Here is a 16,997-nt window from a genome sequence, read left to right on the forward strand (position 1 = left end):
TCGTGTTCAGCAAGTGGCGTGCCATTAATTCTTGTAGTTGCTCCGCGCCCTGAAAGGCTGCTCCCACCTCCTTCGCTTCTTATTTTTATTCTTTTAAATCAATAACTTCCAAATAATTCCGATTAATCTTCAGACGTGTCTGGAAGCCCCACGGCATCAGTGTGCCAGCAGATTCGCTAACAATAGACTCGCGGTACTTATTTGCACATCACTGGTGCGCGAATTTTCCCACTCCGCACTGTTACCGTTCCCCCAATCCTGCAAGAAAGTTCCTACTCTCCGAAAGCCGTGCAGTGAATTTTTTTGCTACCCGCGTCACGCGTTCAATAACCACTCCGAGCTTTTGTAGGGTGGAAATCGCTTTTCATTTCCACCATTCGATGCCGGCCCTGACGCCCATGGTGGACCGGTGAAGCGTGGTCCACCCTACGCCAGCCCGCCCTTTCAGCTAGATCACCACACGCAGGCACTGACCCGCGTGGTAGAGCGAAAAGCCTGCTTCGTAGAGCGAACTGCGCAGCCCCACCGCCGCCACCGCGCGCATCGGCTGGAAAGGCATCGGCAGGACCGTCTCGTCACCGCTGAGCAGATAGTCGGCGAACGCCTTGCCCACCACGCTGCCGGTGGTCACGCCGCGACCGTTGTAGCCGGTGAAGGCCAGCAGGCCGGGCGCTGGCTCGTAGAGGCGCATGAGGTGGTCGGGGGTGAAATCGATGCAACCGGTCCAGGTGAATTCCCAGTCCACCTTGCCCAGATACGGGAAGTAATGGCGCTGGATGCGATCGGCCCAGGCGCGCAGGAACCAGTCCGGCTTGCGCGAACCGTTGCCCAGGCTGCCGAGCAGCAGGCGGCCGTCGGCATCGCGGCGGATGCTGCTGAGCACCTGGCGGGTATCCCAGGAACCCTGCCCGCCCGGCAGGATGCGCGCGGCGGCCTCGCCAGAAAGCGGCGTGGAAGCCACCTGGTAGTAAAAACCGGGGAAGAAATGGCGGCGCAGTTCCGTCCACTCGCCTTCGGTGTAGGCATTGGACGCGATCACCACTTGCGGCGCGATGGCCACGCCGTGTTCGCTGACCACGCACCAGTTGGCGCCTTGACGCTCCAGACGCAGCACGGGCGAATGTTCGAAGAGCTGGCCGCCGAGGTATTTCACCGCACGGGCCAGGCCACGGGTGTAGCCCATCGGATTGAGGGTGCCGGCGCGGCGATCGAGCAGCGCGGCGGCGATCTTGTCGGTGCCGGTGGCTTCGCGGCAGGCGTTGCCGGTCAGCAGTTCAACCGGCGCACCACGGCGCTGCCACTGCGCGCAACGGCTGGCGAGGTCGGCCTGGCCACGGGCGTTATGGGCCATGTGCAAAGTGCCTTCGCGGCGCAGCTGGCAGTCGATGTCGTAGCGGTCCACCAGGGAGAACACCAGTGACGGCGCAGCGCCCAGGGTGCGATTGAGGCGCTCGCCGACGGTTTTGCCGAGGCCGGCTTCGATCTCATCCGGCGGAATCCACATGCCGGCATTGACCAGTCCGACGTTGCGCCCGGAACCGCCATGACCGGCGGTGTGAGCCTCCAGCAGGCAGACACGCTTGCCCGCCTCCAGCAGGTGCAACGCAGCGGAGAGGCCGGTGAAACCGGCCCCGATCACGCAGACATCGACCTTGACCTCGCCGTGCAGCACGGGGCTTTCCGGCAGTTGTGGCGTCAGATATTCCCAGAGGCATTCCTGGCGCAGGGTCATGGAGTGCAATCCTTAATCGAAGGTGATGCCCTGGGCCAGCGGCAGTTCGTGGGAGTAGTTCACGGTGTTGGTCTGACGGCGCATGTAGGCCTTCCAGGAATCCGAGCCAGATTCGCGACCGCCGCCGGTTTCCTTCTCGCCACCGAAGGCGCCACCGATTTCCGCGCCGCTCGGACCGATGTTGACGTTGGCGATGCCGCAGTCGCTGCCCACCGCCGACTGGAACAGCTCGGCTTCACGCACATCCGTGGTGAACACGCAGGACGACAGGCCCTGGGGCACGGCGTTGTTGAGGGCGACGGCGTCCTCGAAATCGCTGTAGCCGACCACGTAGAGAATCGGGGCGAATGTCTCGTGGCAGACCACCGCACTCTGGCCTGGCATTTCGACGATGGCCGGGGATACGTAGTAGGCATTCGGGAACTGCCCTTCGAGCTGGCGTTCACCGCCGAATACCTTGCCGCCTTCAGCGCGGGCCTGCTCCAGCGCGCGCTGCATGCCCTCGAAGCTCTGCTTGTCGATCAGCGGGCCGATCAGGTTGCCCTCCAGCGGATGACCGATGCGCACCTTGGAATACGCAGCCTTCAGGCGCTCGACGATCTCGGCCTTCACCGACTCATGGGCGATCAGGCGGCGCAGCGTGGTGCAGCGCTGGCCGGCGGTGCCGACGGCGCTGAAGAGGATGGCACGCACCGCCAGGTCGAGGTCGGCGCTGGGGGCGAGGATCATGGCGTTGTTGCCGCCCAGCTCCAGCACGCTGCGGGCGAAGCGCGCCGCCACGCGGGGTGCGACTTCACGGCCCATGCGGGTGCTGCCAGTGGCGCTGACCAGTGCAACGCGCGGGTCATCCACCAGGGCTTCGCCGGCTTCGCGGGCGCCAATCACCACTTGGCTGAGGTTGGCCGGGGCCTCACTGAAATTCTTCGCCACGCGCTCGAACAGCGCCTGGCAGGCCAGCGCGGTGAGCGGGGTCTTCTCCGAGGGTTTCCACACCACCGGGTTACCGCAGACCAGCGCCAGCGCGGTGTTCCACGACCACACGGCAACAGGGAAGTTGAACGCGCTGATGACGCCGACCACGCCCAGCGGATGCCAGGTTTCACGCATGTGGTGGCCGGGGCGCTCGGAGGCGATGGTCAGGCCGTAGAGCTGCCGCGACAGGCCGACGGCGAAGTCGCAGATGTCGATCATTTCCTGCACCTCACCCAGGCCTTCCTGGGTGATCTTGCCGGCTTCCCAGGACACCAGCTCGCCCAGTTCGGCCTTGTACTCGCGCAGCACTTCGCCGTACTGGCGGATCAGCTCGCCGCGACGGGGCGCCGGCACCTTGCGCCAGGCCTGGAAGGCTTCGGCAGCGCGGGCGATCTTCGCTTCGACTTCGTCGCGGCCTTCCAGGCGCACGGTGCCTATACGGCTGCCGTCGATGGGCGAATGAACGGCGTGATCGCCTTGCTGGTAGAGGGATGAATCGACACCGAGGCGGTCAAGCAGTGCGGCAACCATGGGAACTCCTGTCTCAACGAACTTATAGCGCCCTCTGTAGGAGCGAGCTTGCTCGCGAAGCCTTCGCCAGCAAGCTGGCTCCTACAAGTTGGGAGCCAGATGGGAATGGCACCAGTAATAGCCGCGAAAAGGGCTTGCCAACAAACGACCTTTCCGACACATATCATTCCGTTTATTCATGTTCCGGCCCGCCCCGAGAATCCGCGATGCTCAAACGCCACATGCCCTCGATCACCGCCCTGCAATGCTTCGAAGCGGTGGCCCGGCACCTCAGTTTTACCCGTGCTTCCGAAGAGCTGAACCTGACCCAGAGTGCAGTGAGCAAGCAGGTGGCGCAGCTGGAGGAACTGCTCCAGCACCTGCTGTTTCGCCGCGTACGGCGGCGTCTGCAACTGACCCCGGCAGGCTCGCTGTACCTGACCGAGGTGCGCAAGATCCTCGCCCAGGTGGAGATGTCCACCCACTACATGCTGTCCTACGGCGGCGATACCGAAGTGCTGCGGGTTGCCACGCCGCCGACCTTTGGCGCGCGCTGGCTGATCCCTCGGCTCAAGGGCTGGCGCCTGCGCCACCCGAACGTGCACCTGGACCTGCGCAATGAGCTGGAGCCCAACGCCCTGGTCCAGGGCCGCTGCGACGTAGCCTTCTACTTCGGCCATGGCGCCCTGCCCGGTGCCGAGTGCATTCGCCTGTTCAGCGAGGAGGTGGTGCCGGTCTGCGCGCCCGGGGCGATGCCGGACGAACCTTTCACCGAGCCGACCCAACTCACCGACCTGGTGTTGCTGCAAAACGCCACCCGCCCCGAAGCCTGGCATGAGTGGTTCCAGAGCCAGGACCGGCACACCGAGCACAGCTACCACGGGCCGCGCTTCGACACGTCCTACATGTGCATCCGCGCCGCCCAGGCGGGCTGCGGTGTGGCCCTGCTGCCGCGTTTCCTGGTGGAGGAGGAGCTGGCCGAAGGCAAGCTGGTGATCCCCTGGGATCACCCCATGCCCAGCCGCAATGCCTATTACCTGGCCTACTCCGAACACGCCGCGGAAGTGCCGAAGGTGAAGGATTTCGTGCGCTGGATGCTGGAGCAGTTGGATCAGGAATAGCCCTGACAGGAGGGCTGCTCTTGTGGGGGCGAATTCATTCGCTATGGGCAGCGCAGCTGCCCCGCGGAAGTCCTAGAGGCAGGCCTTCGGCCTGCAAAGCGAATGAATTCGCCCCCACAGGTGGAGCCATCAGATGCACGGCGCAGCATTCAGGAAAAAACGGAATGAACCCACCGGTTTTTTTCGTTTGCCCCGCCGCCGCCGGGCTGCTTGGATAGGCTCACCTTTCTTCAATCCCGGAATCGCTCCATGTCCGCCAACCAACGCCTGTTTGCCCTGGTCGCCAGCGTGATCGGCGAGCCCGCCGCCCGCTGGGTCGAATCCCATGTGGAAGTTCCCGCCGGCCTCTCCGCTTTCCCCTTCAGCGAGACCGCCGTGCATCGTGCCTGGCTGGCCGAAGCGCTGAATCTCTGCCTGTTCCACAAGCTGGTGGAGGCGGTGCCGATTGGTCGCACCTATGTGGAAGAACAGCAGGCGAAGGGCCGTCAGGTGGTGTTCGATCACGGCGCCATCCGCACCGTCGACTGGCCGGACAGCGGCGCCCTCCCCCGTGGCCGCCAGGCCTTTGCCCGACTGCTGGAGCCCCTGGGATTCGCCGATGTCCGCACCTATCCGCTGACCCGGCTGAAGATGACCGGCTATGCCTACCGGCAGATGGACCTGCCCGAAGACATCGCCCAGTTCTTCGTTTCCGAACTCCATCCGGGCCGCTTCGGTGAAAGCTTCCAACTGGCGGTAAGCCGCGTGGTAGGCGATAGCCGAGACCCGCTGGACGCCAGCCACAAGGCCATCCTCGACACCCTCTGGCGCCAGCGCCAATGCAGCGAGACCGAGGCCCGGCACCTGCTGCCCGCGCTCTATCGCGCTTTCGACCGCCAGCACGGCGTGGTGCAGGAAAGCGACTATCAGCAGCTGCGCGACGAAAGCGTGGAAATGGCCTGGATCGCCACCGAGGGCAATATGTTCAACCACCTCACCGACCGGGTCGCCGACCTGCAGTCCGTGGTGGACGAGCAGAACGCCAAGGGCCGGCCCATGAAGGCCAGCATCGAAGTCTCGGCATCCGGCCGGGTGATGCAGACCGCCTACCGCGCCGTCCAGGTGCAGCGCGACTTCATCGACGACAGCGGCCGTGCCGTACAGCGCGAAGTACCGGGGTCGTTCGTGGAATTCATCCAGCGCGAGATCGATCCGGAAGAGGCCCGGCTGGACTTGAACTTCGACAGCGGCAATGCCCAGGGCATCTTCAAGATGACCGCCGGGAAGAGCGCTTAGGAACAGTTGTAGGGGCGAATTCATTCGCCAAGCAGGCCGAAGGTCTGCCCCTGGGACTATCAGGGGGCAGCTTCGCTACCCTTGGCGAATGAATTCGCCCCTACAGAGATGCATGCCCATACAGGCCCAGGCATGAAAAAAGGCCGCTACACGGAGCGGCCTTTTTCGTGTTCACCTGAAGGTCAGTCGACCAGGACCAGGGTGCCCTTCATCATCGACACGTGCCCCGGGAACGAGCAGAAGAACTCGTAGCTTTCACCGGCAGCCAGCTTGGCCACATCGAAGGTTACGCTGTCGCTCTCGCCACCGCCGATCATCTTGGTGTGGGCGATGATGCGGGCGTCGTCGGCCTTCAGGTAATCCTTGTCGAGGCCGGCGGTCATGCCTTCGGTGGCAATGGCCTGGGCATCAGCGGTCTTGCTCAGCACCCAGTTGTGACCCATCACGTTCTTGGCCAGCTTGCCGGAGTGTTTGAGGTTCACGGTGAAGGTTTTGCAACTTTTGCTGACCTTGATCTCTTTGGTATCGAAAGTCATCTGATCGGTGGCCTGCACATCCACGGTACATTCAGCAGCCAGCAGAGGTGCACTGGCCAGGGCCAGCACGGATGCAACGACGAGCTTGCGAATCATGGGAGTCTCCTTGGCAGAAAGGGCAGAAATGCCCCAAGAAGGGAGACTGCACCATTTATCCACGAGTTCCCATATCGTGCGGCAACAAGCCGCAACCCGTCTGAAACAAGGAATTTCAAGGCTCATGTTGTCCTTCTTCATTGCCGCGATGCTTCTCGGATTCGTGTTCAACGCAGCACCCGGCGCGGTGTTCAGCGAAACCCTGCGGCGCGGCCTGCGCGACGGCTACAGGCCCGCGCTGATGGTGCAGATCGGCTCACTGGTGGGCGATGCCACCTGGGCCGCATTGGGCCTCACCGGCCTCGCCCTGTTGCTGGACAGCGCCACCGTGCGCTACCCCCTGACCATCGCCAGTGCCCTGTATCTGGGCTGGCTCGGCCTGCAATCTCTGCGTGACGCCCATCGTCCGCCGCAGCCCTCGACCGAAGAGCAAGGCGCCAGCGGCGGGGCCTTCGCCTCTGGCGCCGCGCTGTCACTGACCAACCCGCAGAACATCGTCTACTGGGCCGCGATGGGCGGGGCCATGGCCGCAGTGGGCGTGGCCGAGCCGACACCGACCCACCTGGCGGTGTTCTTCGGCGGCTTCATGCTGTCGTCGCTGCTCTGGTGCTTCATCTGCGCCGGCCTGGTGGACTGGTTCCGCCGCGCCGCCTCCACCCTCTGGCACCGCCTCACCTACCTGGCCTGCGGCTTGTGCCTGCTGGGGCTGTCAGGGATGACGGCGGCGGAATTGCTGAAGCTGGCCTGATCTGCCGAATGGCGCCATTCGTCCAGAAGGTGATGCGCCATCCACACCGCTGAAGTCTGCTCGCCGCCCATCCCACCGGGGCTTGCGGCGGCGGTCCAGACTGATTCCAGCACCTACCGTTCGGAAGCTGACCGCTCGAACAGCTTGGAGCCCAGGCACTAAATCGGTACCCTTGCGCGCTTTTTTCGCCCGAGGAGTCCCCCATGTCCTTGCGTTCCATCTGCGTGTTCTGCGGCGCCAGCCCCGGCGCTAAGCCGATCTACCGTGAAACAGCCGCCCTTCTTGGCCACACCCTGGCCGAGCGCGGTATCACGCTGGTCTACGGCGGCGGCGCAGTTGGCCTGATGGGCACCGTGGCCGATGCGGCCCTGGCTGCCGGTGGCGAAGTCATCGGGGTGATTCCGCAGAGCCTGATGGACGCCGAGATCGGCCACAAAGGCCTGACTCGCCTGGAAGTGGTGGACGGCATGCACGCCCGCAAGGCCCGCATGGCCGAGCTGTCCGACGCCTTCATCGCCCTGCCCGGCGGCCTGGGCACCCTGGAAGAGCTGTTCGAGATCTGGACCTGGGGCCAACTGGGCTACCACAGCAAACCGCTGGGCCTGCTGGAAGTGAACAGCTTCTACGACAAGCTCACCGACTTCCTCGACCACCTGGTGGAAGAGCGTTTCGTCCGCGACCAGCACCGCGGCATGCTGCAGGTCGGCGGCCACCCGGAAATCCTGCTCGACCGCCTGGAAGCCTGGCGCCCGAGCAGCGCGCCCAAATGGGTCGACCGCAAGCCCCACTGACCCCGCGCCCGTCCCGGCTTTAAACTGTCCGGGACAACCCCAAGGCCAGGAGCGGCCCATGGCAGGCGAAGAGCGGATCAAGGTCTATTTCAACAGCGCATGCCCGGTGTGCAAGGCCGGCATCGAAGGCCAGAAAGGCAAGACCACCGCCTGCCAGGTGGAATGGGCCGATGTCCATCAGGACAACAGCGCGGTAGACGAAATCGGCGAGAACCTGGAATACGTCCGCGAGCGCCTGCACCTGGTGGACGAACACGGCGTCAAGCGCATGGGGATGGACGCCTTCATCGTGCTCTGGCGCCACTCGCCCGGGGAACGCTGGAAAGCCCGACTCTTTTCCCTGCCGCTGATCCACGGCCTTGCGCAGCTCGGCTACAAGCTATTCGCCCGCCTGCTCTACCGCTGGAACAGAGCCAAACATCACTGGTGACATGGATGCCCCCTTTCGTCGAAACCCTGAATACCCTTTCCCCTGCCGACCGCCGGCGCCTGATCGAAATCTGGGAAGGCGCCGTGCGCGCCACCCATGACTTCCTCACTGAAGACGACATCCAGTTCTTCAAACCCCTGGTGCGCGATGCTTACCTGGACGCGGTGCAACTGGCCTGCCTGCGCGATGCCGCCGGCAGCATCAGCGGATTCATCGGGACCGATAGGGAAAAGGTGGAGATGCTGTTCGTCGACCCAGCGCAGCATGGCCAGGGCATCGGCCGCAGGCTGATGGAGCACGCAATGGCCCACGGTGCGCGATCGGTCGATGTGAACGAACAGAACCCGCAAGCGGCGGGGTTCTACCTGCACCTGGGATTCGTGCAGTACGACCGCTCGCCCGTGGATGGCTCGGGGAAGCCATTCCCGATCCTGCATCTGCGCAAGGGCTGATCGGGCTTCCCTCTCCCCAACCCTCTCCCTGAAGGGAGAGGGGGCAGTTCGTGCGGGAGATTGGCCAGGCGCTCCACCTGTGGGGGCGAATTCATTCGCGAAAAAGTTCAGCGCCGAGCTAGCCGCCTGGCACAGCCCCTCACCCCAACCCTCTCCCAGAGGGAGAGGGGGTCGATTGTGCCGGCATCAGCCGAGCGTTTTTCCTGTAGGGGCGAATTCATTCGCCAAGCAGGCCAAAGGCCTGCCGCAGGTCAAGCCTGCGGCTGTTGCACGATGATGGTCTGCGCCGGCATGGGCGCCGGGAAGTCCGTGCCCAGGGCTTCCTTGATGGTGCGGTTGGTATCGAAATACACCTGCCAGTAGTTGTCGTTGTGGCAGTAAGGTCGTACCGCCAGCACCGGTCCCACCAGGTTGAACTCAAGGATTTCCACATCCACCGGCGGCTCGGTGAGCACATTGGGGATGGCGGCGATGCGGGCCTTGAGAACAGCCGCGGCTGCGTGCCAGTCGGCGGCGCCGGAGAGCTGAGCCTTGAGTTCCACGCGGCGGAAGTCGTTGTGGCTGAAGTTCTGGATGGTGTCGCTGAAGATCTTGTTGTTGCCCACCAGGGTCATGACGTTGTCGGGCGTGTTGATCGTGGTGGCGAACAGACCGATCTCCTTCACTGTACCGGTCACGCCGCCAGCGCTGATCATGTCGCCCACCTTGAACGGCCGCAGGACGATGATGAAACCGCCTGCCGCCAGGTTCGCCAGCAGCCCCGACCAGGCCATGCCGATGGCCAGGCCGACCGCCGCGATCAATGCCGCGAGGCTGGTGGTCTGGATGCCGAAGAAGCCGAGGATGCCCACCACCAGGAGGACGTTCAGGGTGACGGTGATGAACGACCCGACATAGCGCAGCACGGTCGGGTCCACTTTCTGTCGCTCCAGGGAGCGCTGGACCAGTCCGACCGCAAAACCGATGAGCCAGCGACCCACCACCCAGAAGGCGATGGCCGCGAGAATCTTGACGCCGAAGGTTGTCGCGTACTGCATGACCGTGGTCATAAACGCACTGACCTTCTCAGTACCCACATTGACGATGGTTGTTTCATCCATGGCAAAGCACCTTGCAGGAGAGAAGTGGCCCCGAAAAAGCTAGCACGGCGCCGGCAAAGTGCTTGTTCGGCACACCCCCGTAGGTTGGGTAGAGGTACGAAACCCAACGATGCGGCGCATGAAATGGATGACGTTGCGCCTCGCTGAGCTCGGACCAACCTACAAGAGCGGCAAGAGGGTCAGACGGCGAGTTCCCAGAGCGGCATGACGGTCACGCGGACTTCCGGGTCGTGGCTGCCGCCACCGAGAATGACCCCGCGCAGGGGCGAGACATCGGAGAAGTCGCGACCCCAGGCCAGGGTGATGTGTTCCAGGTTGGGCAGGATGTTGTTGGTGGGGTCGAAGTCCACCCAGCCATTGCGCGGGCAGTAGACCGAGACCCAGGCGTGGGACGCGTCGGCACCGATCAGGCGCGGCTGGCCGGGTGGCGGTTGGGTGAGCAGGTAGCCGCTGACGTAGCGCGCCGCCAGCCCACGGGAGCGCAGGCAGGCCATCATCAGGTGCGCGAAGTCCTGGCAGACGCCACGCCGCCGCTCCAACACCTCGGTCAGCGGCGTCGCCACCTGGGTGGCTTCGGCATCGAAGGCGAACTCGCTGAAAATCTTCTCCATCAGCGCCGCCGTGCCCTGAAGCAGTGGCCGGCCGGCCGGGAAACAGCCCGCTGCGAATTCGGCGAACTGGCGCTTGATGCGCACATAGGGCGATTCCACGCGATAGCGGCAGGCGTCCAGTTCGATGGAGGACAGGGCGCGGCCGGTGAAACCCAGGGTGGCCGGGACCTGCTCCCAGGCCGGTGAGGCGGCGAGGTCCAGCGGTGCATGGGGCAGGACTTCGATCTGCAGGCGGGCGTTGACCTGTAGCTCATCATGGGGGCGTTCGAAGGCCAGGCGCGTCAGCGGGTTGCCGAAGACGTCCGTGAGGTCCTGGCGCAACGTCGGTTCGGGATTGATCAGCAACTGCTGCCCGCCGCACACCTGCCAGGAGCACTCTCGTGGCCAGAGGTGCACCAGTTGCTGGGACAGCGACACCGGCGCCGAATAGCGGTAGTGGGTGTCGTGGAACACCTGGTAGCGGGCGCCCTGCACAGGGGCGATGGATTGGGCTTGCGCGTGCATCAGGTCGATACCGTTTGCTGGCTGACGTCGTCGACGTGGGCAAAATAGCGCAATCCGAGACGATCGGAGACCTGTCCGACGTTCTGTGCGATATCCCGCAGCAGTCCGGCCAGTCCGGCCAGCACCTCGGCCAGGCTGTCACTGCCGAACAGCGGGTCTTCCAGGGTGGCCAGGTCGAAGGCGAGCAGACGTCCGATCAACCCGCTCAGCACCAGCTCCTGGGGCGCGCCGAACTCCTGGTGCAGGCGCCCGAGGGAGCGTTCCAGGGCCTGCAACTGGAAACGCAGGGCGTGGGGGTTCTGGTCATGCAGCAGGAGCAGGTCGAGTACCGGGATCAACTGCGGTGAGGCCAGGTAGCGCGAACGGTAGGTGATGGTGCTGTTGCCCAGCTCCAGCAACCACTCCAGGGCGCCCTGGTCCCAGGAATCGCCCCCTTCGAGGAAGCCGGCAATGGCGTCGGCATAGAACTGCACCCGCTCGATGCGCCGGCCGATCATCAGGAAACGCCAGCCATCGTCGCGGGTCATGTCGTCCAGGGCGAAGCCGGAGAGGGCCGCCAGGGACATCAGCAGGCGATTGAGGAATTCCATCGCCTCGCCGAGATCGGTGCGTTGCGGGTCCAGGGCTTGCGCCTCGCGATGCAGCTCCAGCACCGCGTGCCAGTTCTCCCGCGACAGCCTCCCGCGCACCTGGGCCGCCGCCCAGTGCAGACGACGCAGGTTCGCGCTGACGCTGCTCGGCCATTCGTCGTCCAGGAGGGCCGCCAGCAGGCGCTGCTCCAGGGGTTCCTTGCCGACGGGCACGAGACCGATGGCGCTGGCCAGTTGCAGGGCCGAGCGCAACGCCTGCTCGTCACCATCGGCGTCCACGTAGCGCGACAGCACCACCCGCAGCAGCCGCGCGCCATCGTCGCAGCGCTCGCCGTAGCGACCGAACCAATAGAGGTTTTCCACAACCCGCGAGGGCAGATAGGGGTCCTGGCGGATCAGGTCGCGCGCGCCGATGGTACGGGGCCGCAGCGGCTCGCCCACCACCGGCAGATCGGCGATCACCCAAGTGTCCTTGCTGGCGCCGCCGCGCTGCATGGAGACCACCTCGGCATCGGCCTCTGAAGCCACTCGCGTCAGGCCGCCCGGCATCACCCAGTAGCTGCCGTCTGCCCCTGCCACAGCGAACACGCGCATGCCAATGGCCCGCGAATGCAACTCACCGCCTGCTTCGTCGCCGAGCCACACCGGCGCCTGGGAGAGCTGCGCCAGCCGCTGGGCGACATAGGCATGAGGATGGGCCTGCAGGCGCTTGCGCAGCGCCAGCAGCGCGCCGTCTTCAAGCGCATGGCCGAACAGCGGCTCGAAGCTCTGGCTGGGGAAGGCCGGTTTGATCACCAGCCCGGCCAGTCCCTCCGGGGATTTGCTCAGCACCTGCCCCTGGCCGCACCACCAGGTGCCGACGGTGGGCAGGAGCAGGTCTTCGCCGAGCAGCCGTTGGCTGACCTTCGGCAGGAAGCCCAGCAACCCCGGCGACTCCAGCACGCCACTGCCCAGTGCGTTGGCCACCAGCACTCGCCCCTGGCGCACCGCGTCCAGCAGGCCGGGCACGCCCAGCGCCGAGTCGGTGCGCAGTTCCAGTGGATCGCAGTAGTCGTCGTCGAGGCGGCGCAACACGGCGTGTACGCGCTTCAGGCCGCCCAGGGTCTTGAGGTAGAGGGTGGCGTCGCGCACGGTCAGGTCGTGGCCTTCCACCAGCGGAAAACCGAGCTGGCGAGCCAGGTACAGATGCTCGAAATAGGTTTCGTTGAAGCGCCCGGGAGTAAGCAGCACCACCAGCGGCGTCTCGCCATCGCTAGGCGCCTGGCGGATCAGGGTTTCCTGCAGGGTACGGAAATAGCCGGCGAGGTACTGCACCCGCAGGTCGCGATAGAGCTCCGGCAGTGCGCGGGACACGATCTGCCGGTTCTCCAGGGCGTAGCCGGCACCGGAGGGCGCCTGGGTGCGATCGGCCAGCACATGCCAGCGGCCATCGGCATCACGGGCGAGATCCACCGCGTAGCTGTGCAGGAAGATGCCGCCGGGAGGCTGCACGCCCTGGCAGGGCCAGAGGAAGTTGGGATGGCCGTAGACCAGTTCGCTGGGCAACAAGCCTTCAGCCAGCAGCTGCTGCTCGCCATAGAGGTCGGCCAGCACCGCGTTGAGCACGCGCGCCCGCTGGGCAACGCCTGCGGCGATGGGCTGCCATTCCCCGGCCGAGAGCAGGTTCGGCAGCAGGTCCAGCTCCCAGGGCCGGTCGGTGCCCTTGGGATCGGCATAAACGTTGTAGGTGACGCCGTTCTCCTGGATCTGCCGCGCCAGCAGGTCCTGGCGCTGCCGAATCTGCGCCGGGCTGCTGCGCTCGAGCTGCTGGAACAAGCGCTGCCAATGAGGACGCACCTGCCCCTCGGCATCCAGCAATTCGTGGTAGGCCGTGGCGGTCAGTGGATAGTTGGCTAGCAGCTCGGACATCAAAAGACTCGGCAGTTGGTCGGCAGGGAAACTTTAGCGGACAGCGCGACGCCCGGCCGCTGTATCGGCGGCCGGGCGCCCTTGCCCAAGCTAGCGGCGGCGCAGATCCAGGGTCAGGGGCAGTTCGTCGTCGACCACCGGTTTGCCGACCTGCAGCTTGCCCGGCGTATGCCCGTGACGGAAGAAGCGCGCCAGCCGGCGGCTTTCGGCCTCGTAGGCGTTTACCGGGAAACTGTCGTAGCTGCGCCCGCCGGGGTGGGCGACATGGTACTGGCAGCCCCCCAGGGAGCGCTGCATCCAGGTATCCACCAGGTCGAACACCAGGGGCACCTGCACGCCGATGGTGGGCTGCAGGCAAGCAGCCGGTTGCCATGCGCGGTAGCGCACGCCGGCGATGAACTCGCCGCCCCGGCCGGTGGACTGCAGCGGCACCGGCTCACCGTTGCAGGTCAGCACGTAGCGATCCGGCGCCATGCCGTTGACCTTGACCTGCACCCGCTCCAGCGACGAATCCACATAACGCACGGTGCTGCCGGCCGAACCCTCCTCGCCCAGCACGTGCCAGGGCTCCAGCGCCTGGCGCAGTTCCAGGTCGATGCCCTTGACCTGGTAGTCGCCGTATTTCGGGAAGCGGAACTCGAAATGCGGGGCGAACCATTCGCTGCGCAGCGGATAGCCGGCGGCATTGAACTCGTGGACCACGTCGTCGAAATCCTGCTGGACGAAGTGCGGCAGCAGGAAGCGGTCATGCAGCTCGGTGCCCCAGCGCACCAGCTTCGGCGGCTGGTAGGGCTCGTTCCAGAAGCGCGCCACCATCCCGCGCAGCAGCAGTTGCTGGGCCAGGCTCATGCGCGCATGGGGCGGCATTTCGAAGGCACGCAGCTCCAGCAGGCCGAGGCGCCCGCTGCTGCTGTCCGGCGAGTAGAGCTTGTCGATACAGAACTCGGCGCGGTGCGTATTGCCGGAGACATCCACCAGCAGGTTGCGCAGCAGCCGATCCACCAGCCAGGGCGGACAGTCGGCGCCCGGCTGGGGCATCTGCGCAAAGGCAATTTCCAGCTCGTAGAGGGCGTCGTTGCGCGCCTCGTCCACGCGCGGCGCCTGCGAGGTCGGGCCGATGAACAGGCCGGAGAACAGGTAGGACAGTGATGGATGGTTGTGCCAGTAGCTGATCAGGCTGCGCAGCAGGTCCGGACGGCGCAGGAAGGGCGAATCCGCCGGAGTGGCGCCCCCCAGCACAAAGTGGTTGCCGCCACCGGTGCCGACGTGGCGTCCGTCGACCATGAACTTCTCGCTGGACAACCGGCTCTGCCGCGCCGCCTCGTAGAGGAATTCGGTGCGTTCCACCAGTTCGTCCCAGTTGGCCGAGGGGTGGATGTTCACCTCGATCACGCCCGGATCAGGGGTGACGCGGAAATTGGTCAGGCGCGGGTCGCTGGGCGGCTCGTAGCCTTCCAGCAGCACCGGGCAGTCCAGCTCACCGGCCGTGGCTTCGATGGCGGCCACCAGTTCCAGGTAGGACTCCAGTTCGGAAAGCGGCGGCATGAACAGGTAGAGCCGGCCTTCGCGGGGTTCGGCGCAGAGGGCGGTGCGGATGATGCCGGCGGCGGACTGGTGCACGCGCGGCTCACGGGCATCGCCACGGGCCCCGGGACCTCCATCGCGCAATTGCTGGCGGATCAGCGCGGCGCGGCGCAGCGGCGGGAACTGCTGGCTGGGGTCGGCCGGGTTGACGTAGGGATAGTCCGCTTCGCTGACCCAGGGCTGGGAATCCAGCGGCAGGCGATAGCCCATGGCGGAATCGCCGGGCAGCAGCCGGCAATGTTCGTCGCGCAGGAACCAGGAGCCACTTTCCCAGGCGTCGCCGGCGGCGCTTCGTGCCAACGGCAGTATCTGCCCGACGACTTCTCCCAGGCCGCGTTCGAACACGCGGCGCAGGCGCTCACGCTCCATCGGGTCGGCCAGGCGGGCATCTTCCGGAGTCACGTTGACGGGCAGCTTCCGCTCGCGCCAGAGGTAGTAGTACCAGTCCTCGAACGCCGGGAACTGATGGTCGCCCGTCACCCCCAGCCGATTGGCCAGCCGGCTGAGGAAGCGAGCCGCCAGAGGGGCGTCGGCACCGTAGTTGCGACTTTCGTTGGCGTAGAGGGCCGGGTCCTGCCAGATGGGTTCGCCGTCCTTGCGCCAGTAGCAGTTCAGCGACCAGCGCGGAAGTTGCTCACCGGGGTACCACTTGCCCTGGCCGAAGTGCACCAGCCCGCTGGGTGCGTAGTGGCTGCGCAGGCGATGGAACAGGTCGGCAGCCAGGCGGCGCTTGTTGGCGCCCAGTGCAGCAGTGTTCCACTCCGGATCATCGGGGTAGTCGATGGCGATGAAGGTAGGTTCGCCGCCCATGGTCAGGCGCACGTCGCCCGCGAGGAGATCGGCGTCAATGCGCGCGCCGAGCTCGCGGATCGCCTGCCACTGTTCATCGCTGTAGGGCTTGGTCACCCGGGGTGCTTCCCAGACCCGCTCGATGCGCATGTCGTGGGAGAACTCGCACTCGCACTCTTCCACTCCGCCGCTGATGGGCGCCGCCGAGGTCGGTTCCGGGCTGCAGGCCAGCGGAATGTGGCCCTCGCCGGCGAACAGGCCGGAGGTGGGGTCAAGACCGACCCAGCCAGCGCCCGGCAGGTAGACCTCGCACCAGGCGTGCAGGTCGGTGAAGTCGACCTCCGTGCCGCTTGGGCCGTCGAGGGACTTCTGGTCAGCGGTGAGCTGGATCAGGTAGCCGGAGACGAAGCGTGCGGCCAGGCCCAGGTGCCGCAGCAGTTGCACCAGCAGCCAGGCCGAGTCGCGGCATGAACCGCAAGCCTTCTCCAGGCTTTCCTCCGGCGTCTGCACGCCCGGCTCCATGCGAATCAGGTAGCGGATGTCCCGCGACAGCTGCTGGTTGAGCGCCACCAGGAAGTCGACGCTTCGCTTGGGCGTCAGATCGATACGCGACAGGTAGTCCGCGAATAGCGGGCCGGCGGGAAGGCGGCTGAGGTACGGCGCCAGTTCACGCTGGTCATCGGTCGTATAGCTGAAGGGAAACTCCTCGGCATAAGGCTCGAGGAAAAAGTCGAACGGATTGAACACCGCCATTTCGGCGACCAGGTCCACTTCCACCTTCAGTTCACGGGTCTTCTCCGGGAACACAAGGCGCGCCAGGTAGTTGCCCTGGGGGTCCTGCTGCCAGTTGATGAAGTGCTTGCCCGGCGCCACCTTCAGCGAATAGCCGAGGATGCGCGAGCGGCTGTGGGGCGCCGGCCGCAAGCGGATGACCTGCGGGCCGAGATTGACCTCACGATCGTAGCGATAGTGGGTGACGTGATGCAGTGCGACATGAATCGACACGGCGTGCCTCCTGCGAGCCTGGGCGATAGCGGGAGTTGCGCAAGACTTGTGCCAGCCCCCGAACCGCCAATTTCGGCCCTTCCAAGCACCGGAAAAGAGCCACCTTCGCACCCGGATGGTCCGGCCGCACAAAAATGGTTCACGGCGGACCAACTGGTGAAATTGAAGCCTAGCGGTCGAAGATGAAGAAGAAGGGAATTCGCATCGGGCTGGTTAGGCCGATTGGGTATAACTGGCTATCAA

The 16,997-nt window shown here is 65.3% G+C and carries 13 protein-coding genes; 6 read left to right on the top strand and 7 right to left on the bottom strand.

The window, feature by feature from the left end; translation table 11 throughout:
- Window positions 1-448 precede the first annotated feature (448 nt).
- Both E8E95_RS25995 and E8E95_RS26000 read right to left on the bottom strand, forming a co-directional pair.
- A complete protein-coding gene (locus tag E8E95_RS25995) occupies window positions 449-1,732 on the bottom strand; it encodes an FAD-binding oxidoreductase (protein ID WP_280354983.1) in 1,284 nt (427 codons plus the stop codon).
- Window positions 1,733-1,744: 12 nt separating this feature from the next.
- Window positions 1,745-3,235 (bottom strand): aldehyde dehydrogenase family protein, encoded by a 1,491-nt coding sequence (locus tag E8E95_RS26000; RefSeq protein ID WP_280354984.1) that lies wholly within the window; start codon window positions 3,233-3,235, stop codon window positions 1,745-1,747.
- A gap of 206 nt (window positions 3,236-3,441) precedes the next feature.
- Between E8E95_RS26000 and E8E95_RS26005 the strand changes: the two genes are divergently transcribed.
- Window positions 3,442-4,335, top strand: a complete 894-nt coding sequence (locus tag E8E95_RS26005) for a LysR substrate-binding domain-containing protein (protein WP_077523723.1) — start codon at window positions 3,442-3,444, stop codon at window positions 4,333-4,335.
- Window positions 4,336-4,584: 249 nt separating this feature from the next.
- Window positions 4,585-5,610 carry a DUF1338 domain-containing protein gene (locus tag E8E95_RS26010; protein WP_280354985.1) on the top strand — a complete coding sequence of 342 codons (1,026 nt, stop codon included), beginning with the start codon at window positions 4,585-4,587 and terminating at the stop codon, window positions 5,608-5,610.
- A gap of 182 nt (window positions 5,611-5,792) precedes the next feature.
- Here the strand turns inward: E8E95_RS26010 and azu are convergent, their stop codons facing one another.
- Window positions 5,793-6,242 carry an azurin gene (gene azu / locus E8E95_RS26015; protein WP_280354986.1) on the bottom strand — a complete coding sequence of 150 codons (450 nt, stop codon included), beginning with the start codon at window positions 6,240-6,242 and terminating at the stop codon, window positions 5,793-5,795.
- 124 nt (window positions 6,243-6,366) lie between these two features.
- Between azu and E8E95_RS26020 the strand changes: the two genes are divergently transcribed.
- The 4 genes from E8E95_RS26020 (at window position 6,367) to E8E95_RS26035 (ending at window position 8,663) form a co-directional block, all read left to right on the top strand.
- A complete protein-coding gene (locus E8E95_RS26020; RefSeq protein ID WP_280354987.1) occupies window positions 6,367-6,990 on the top strand; it encodes a LysE family transporter in 624 nt (207 codons plus the stop codon).
- 203 nt (window positions 6,991-7,193) lie between these two features.
- Entirely contained in the window at window positions 7,194-7,781 is a 588-nt protein-coding gene (locus E8E95_RS26025; protein ID WP_077523727.1) for a TIGR00730 family Rossman fold protein, read from the top strand.
- Between the two features lie 58 nt (window positions 7,782-7,839).
- The gene (locus E8E95_RS26030; RefSeq protein WP_280354989.1) at window positions 7,840-8,211 is read left to right on the top strand and encodes a DUF393 domain-containing protein; all 372 of its coding nucleotides are present in this window, start codon (window positions 7,840-7,842) and stop codon (window positions 8,209-8,211) included.
- Window positions 8,212-8,216: 5 nt separating this feature from the next.
- Window positions 8,217-8,663: a GNAT family N-acetyltransferase gene (locus tag E8E95_RS26035; RefSeq protein WP_280354991.1), complete on the top strand. Its 447-nt coding sequence runs from the start codon at window positions 8,217-8,219 to the stop codon at window positions 8,661-8,663.
- 251 nt (window positions 8,664-8,914) lie between these two features.
- Here the strand turns inward: E8E95_RS26035 and E8E95_RS26040 are convergent, their stop codons facing one another.
- The 4 genes from E8E95_RS26040 to E8E95_RS26055 all read right to left on the bottom strand — a co-directional run bounded on the left by E8E95_RS26040 (window position 8,915) and on the right by E8E95_RS26055 (window position 16,754).
- Window positions 8,915-9,763 carry a mechanosensitive ion channel family protein gene (locus E8E95_RS26040; RefSeq protein WP_280354993.1) on the bottom strand — a complete coding sequence of 283 codons (849 nt, stop codon included), beginning with the start codon at window positions 9,761-9,763 and terminating at the stop codon, window positions 8,915-8,917.
- A gap of 179 nt (window positions 9,764-9,942) precedes the next feature.
- A complete protein-coding gene (locus tag E8E95_RS26045; RefSeq protein ID WP_280354995.1) occupies window positions 9,943-10,878 on the bottom strand; it encodes a transglutaminase family protein in 936 nt (311 codons plus the stop codon).
- Window positions 10,878-13,376: a circularly permuted type 2 ATP-grasp protein gene (locus E8E95_RS26050; RefSeq protein ID WP_280354997.1), complete on the bottom strand. Its 2,499-nt coding sequence runs from the start codon at window positions 13,374-13,376 to the stop codon at window positions 10,878-10,880. Before E8E95_RS26050 ends, E8E95_RS26045 begins: the two co-directional genes overlap by 1 nt.
- A 90-nt stretch (window positions 13,377-13,466) precedes the next feature.
- On the bottom strand, window positions 13,467-16,754 hold the full coding sequence (locus E8E95_RS26055) for a transglutaminase family protein (protein ID WP_280354999.1): 3,288 nt from the start codon (window positions 16,752-16,754) through the stop codon (window positions 13,467-13,469).
- Between the last annotated feature and the right edge of the window lie 243 nt (window positions 16,755-16,997).

The organism is Pseudomonas sp. BN414 (assembly GCF_029871275.1).
GTDB lineage: Bacteria > Pseudomonadota > Gammaproteobacteria > Pseudomonadales > Pseudomonadaceae > Metapseudomonas > Metapseudomonas resinovorans_C.

Excerpts from the sequence above, each read along its gene's own strand:
- E8E95_RS25995 (WP_280354983.1), bottom strand. The coding sequence starts at position 1,732 with ATGACCCTGCGCCAGGAATGCCTCTGGGAATATCTGACGCCACAACTG.
- E8E95_RS26000 (WP_280354984.1), bottom strand. The coding sequence starts at position 3,235 with ATGGTTGCCGCACTGCTTGACCGCCTCGGTGTCGATTCATCCCTCTAC.
- E8E95_RS26005 (WP_077523723.1), top strand. The coding sequence starts at position 3,442 with ATGCTCAAACGCCACATGCCCTCGATCACCGCCCTGCAATGCTTCGAA.
- E8E95_RS26010 (WP_280354985.1), top strand. The coding sequence starts at position 4,585 with ATGTCCGCCAACCAACGCCTGTTTGCCCTGGTCGCCAGCGTGATCGGC.
- azu (WP_280354986.1), bottom strand. The coding sequence starts at position 6,242 with ATGATTCGCAAGCTCGTCGTTGCATCCGTGCTGGCCCTGGCCAGTGCA.
- E8E95_RS26020 (WP_280354987.1), top strand. The coding sequence starts at position 6,367 with ATGTTGTCCTTCTTCATTGCCGCGATGCTTCTCGGATTCGTGTTCAAC.
- E8E95_RS26025 (WP_077523727.1), top strand. The coding sequence starts at position 7,194 with ATGTCCTTGCGTTCCATCTGCGTGTTCTGCGGCGCCAGCCCCGGCGCT.
- E8E95_RS26030 (WP_280354989.1), top strand. The coding sequence starts at position 7,840 with ATGGCAGGCGAAGAGCGGATCAAGGTCTATTTCAACAGCGCATGCCCG.
- E8E95_RS26035 (WP_280354991.1), top strand. The coding sequence starts at position 8,217 with ATGCCCCCTTTCGTCGAAACCCTGAATACCCTTTCCCCTGCCGACCGC.
- E8E95_RS26040 (WP_280354993.1), bottom strand. The coding sequence starts at position 9,763 with ATGGATGAAACAACCATCGTCAATGTGGGTACTGAGAAGGTCAGTGCG.
- E8E95_RS26045 (WP_280354995.1), bottom strand. The coding sequence starts at position 10,878 with ATGCACGCGCAAGCCCAATCCATCGCCCCTGTGCAGGGCGCCCGCTAC.
- E8E95_RS26050 (WP_280354997.1), bottom strand. The coding sequence starts at position 13,376 with ATGTCCGAGCTGCTAGCCAACTATCCACTGACCGCCACGGCCTACCAC.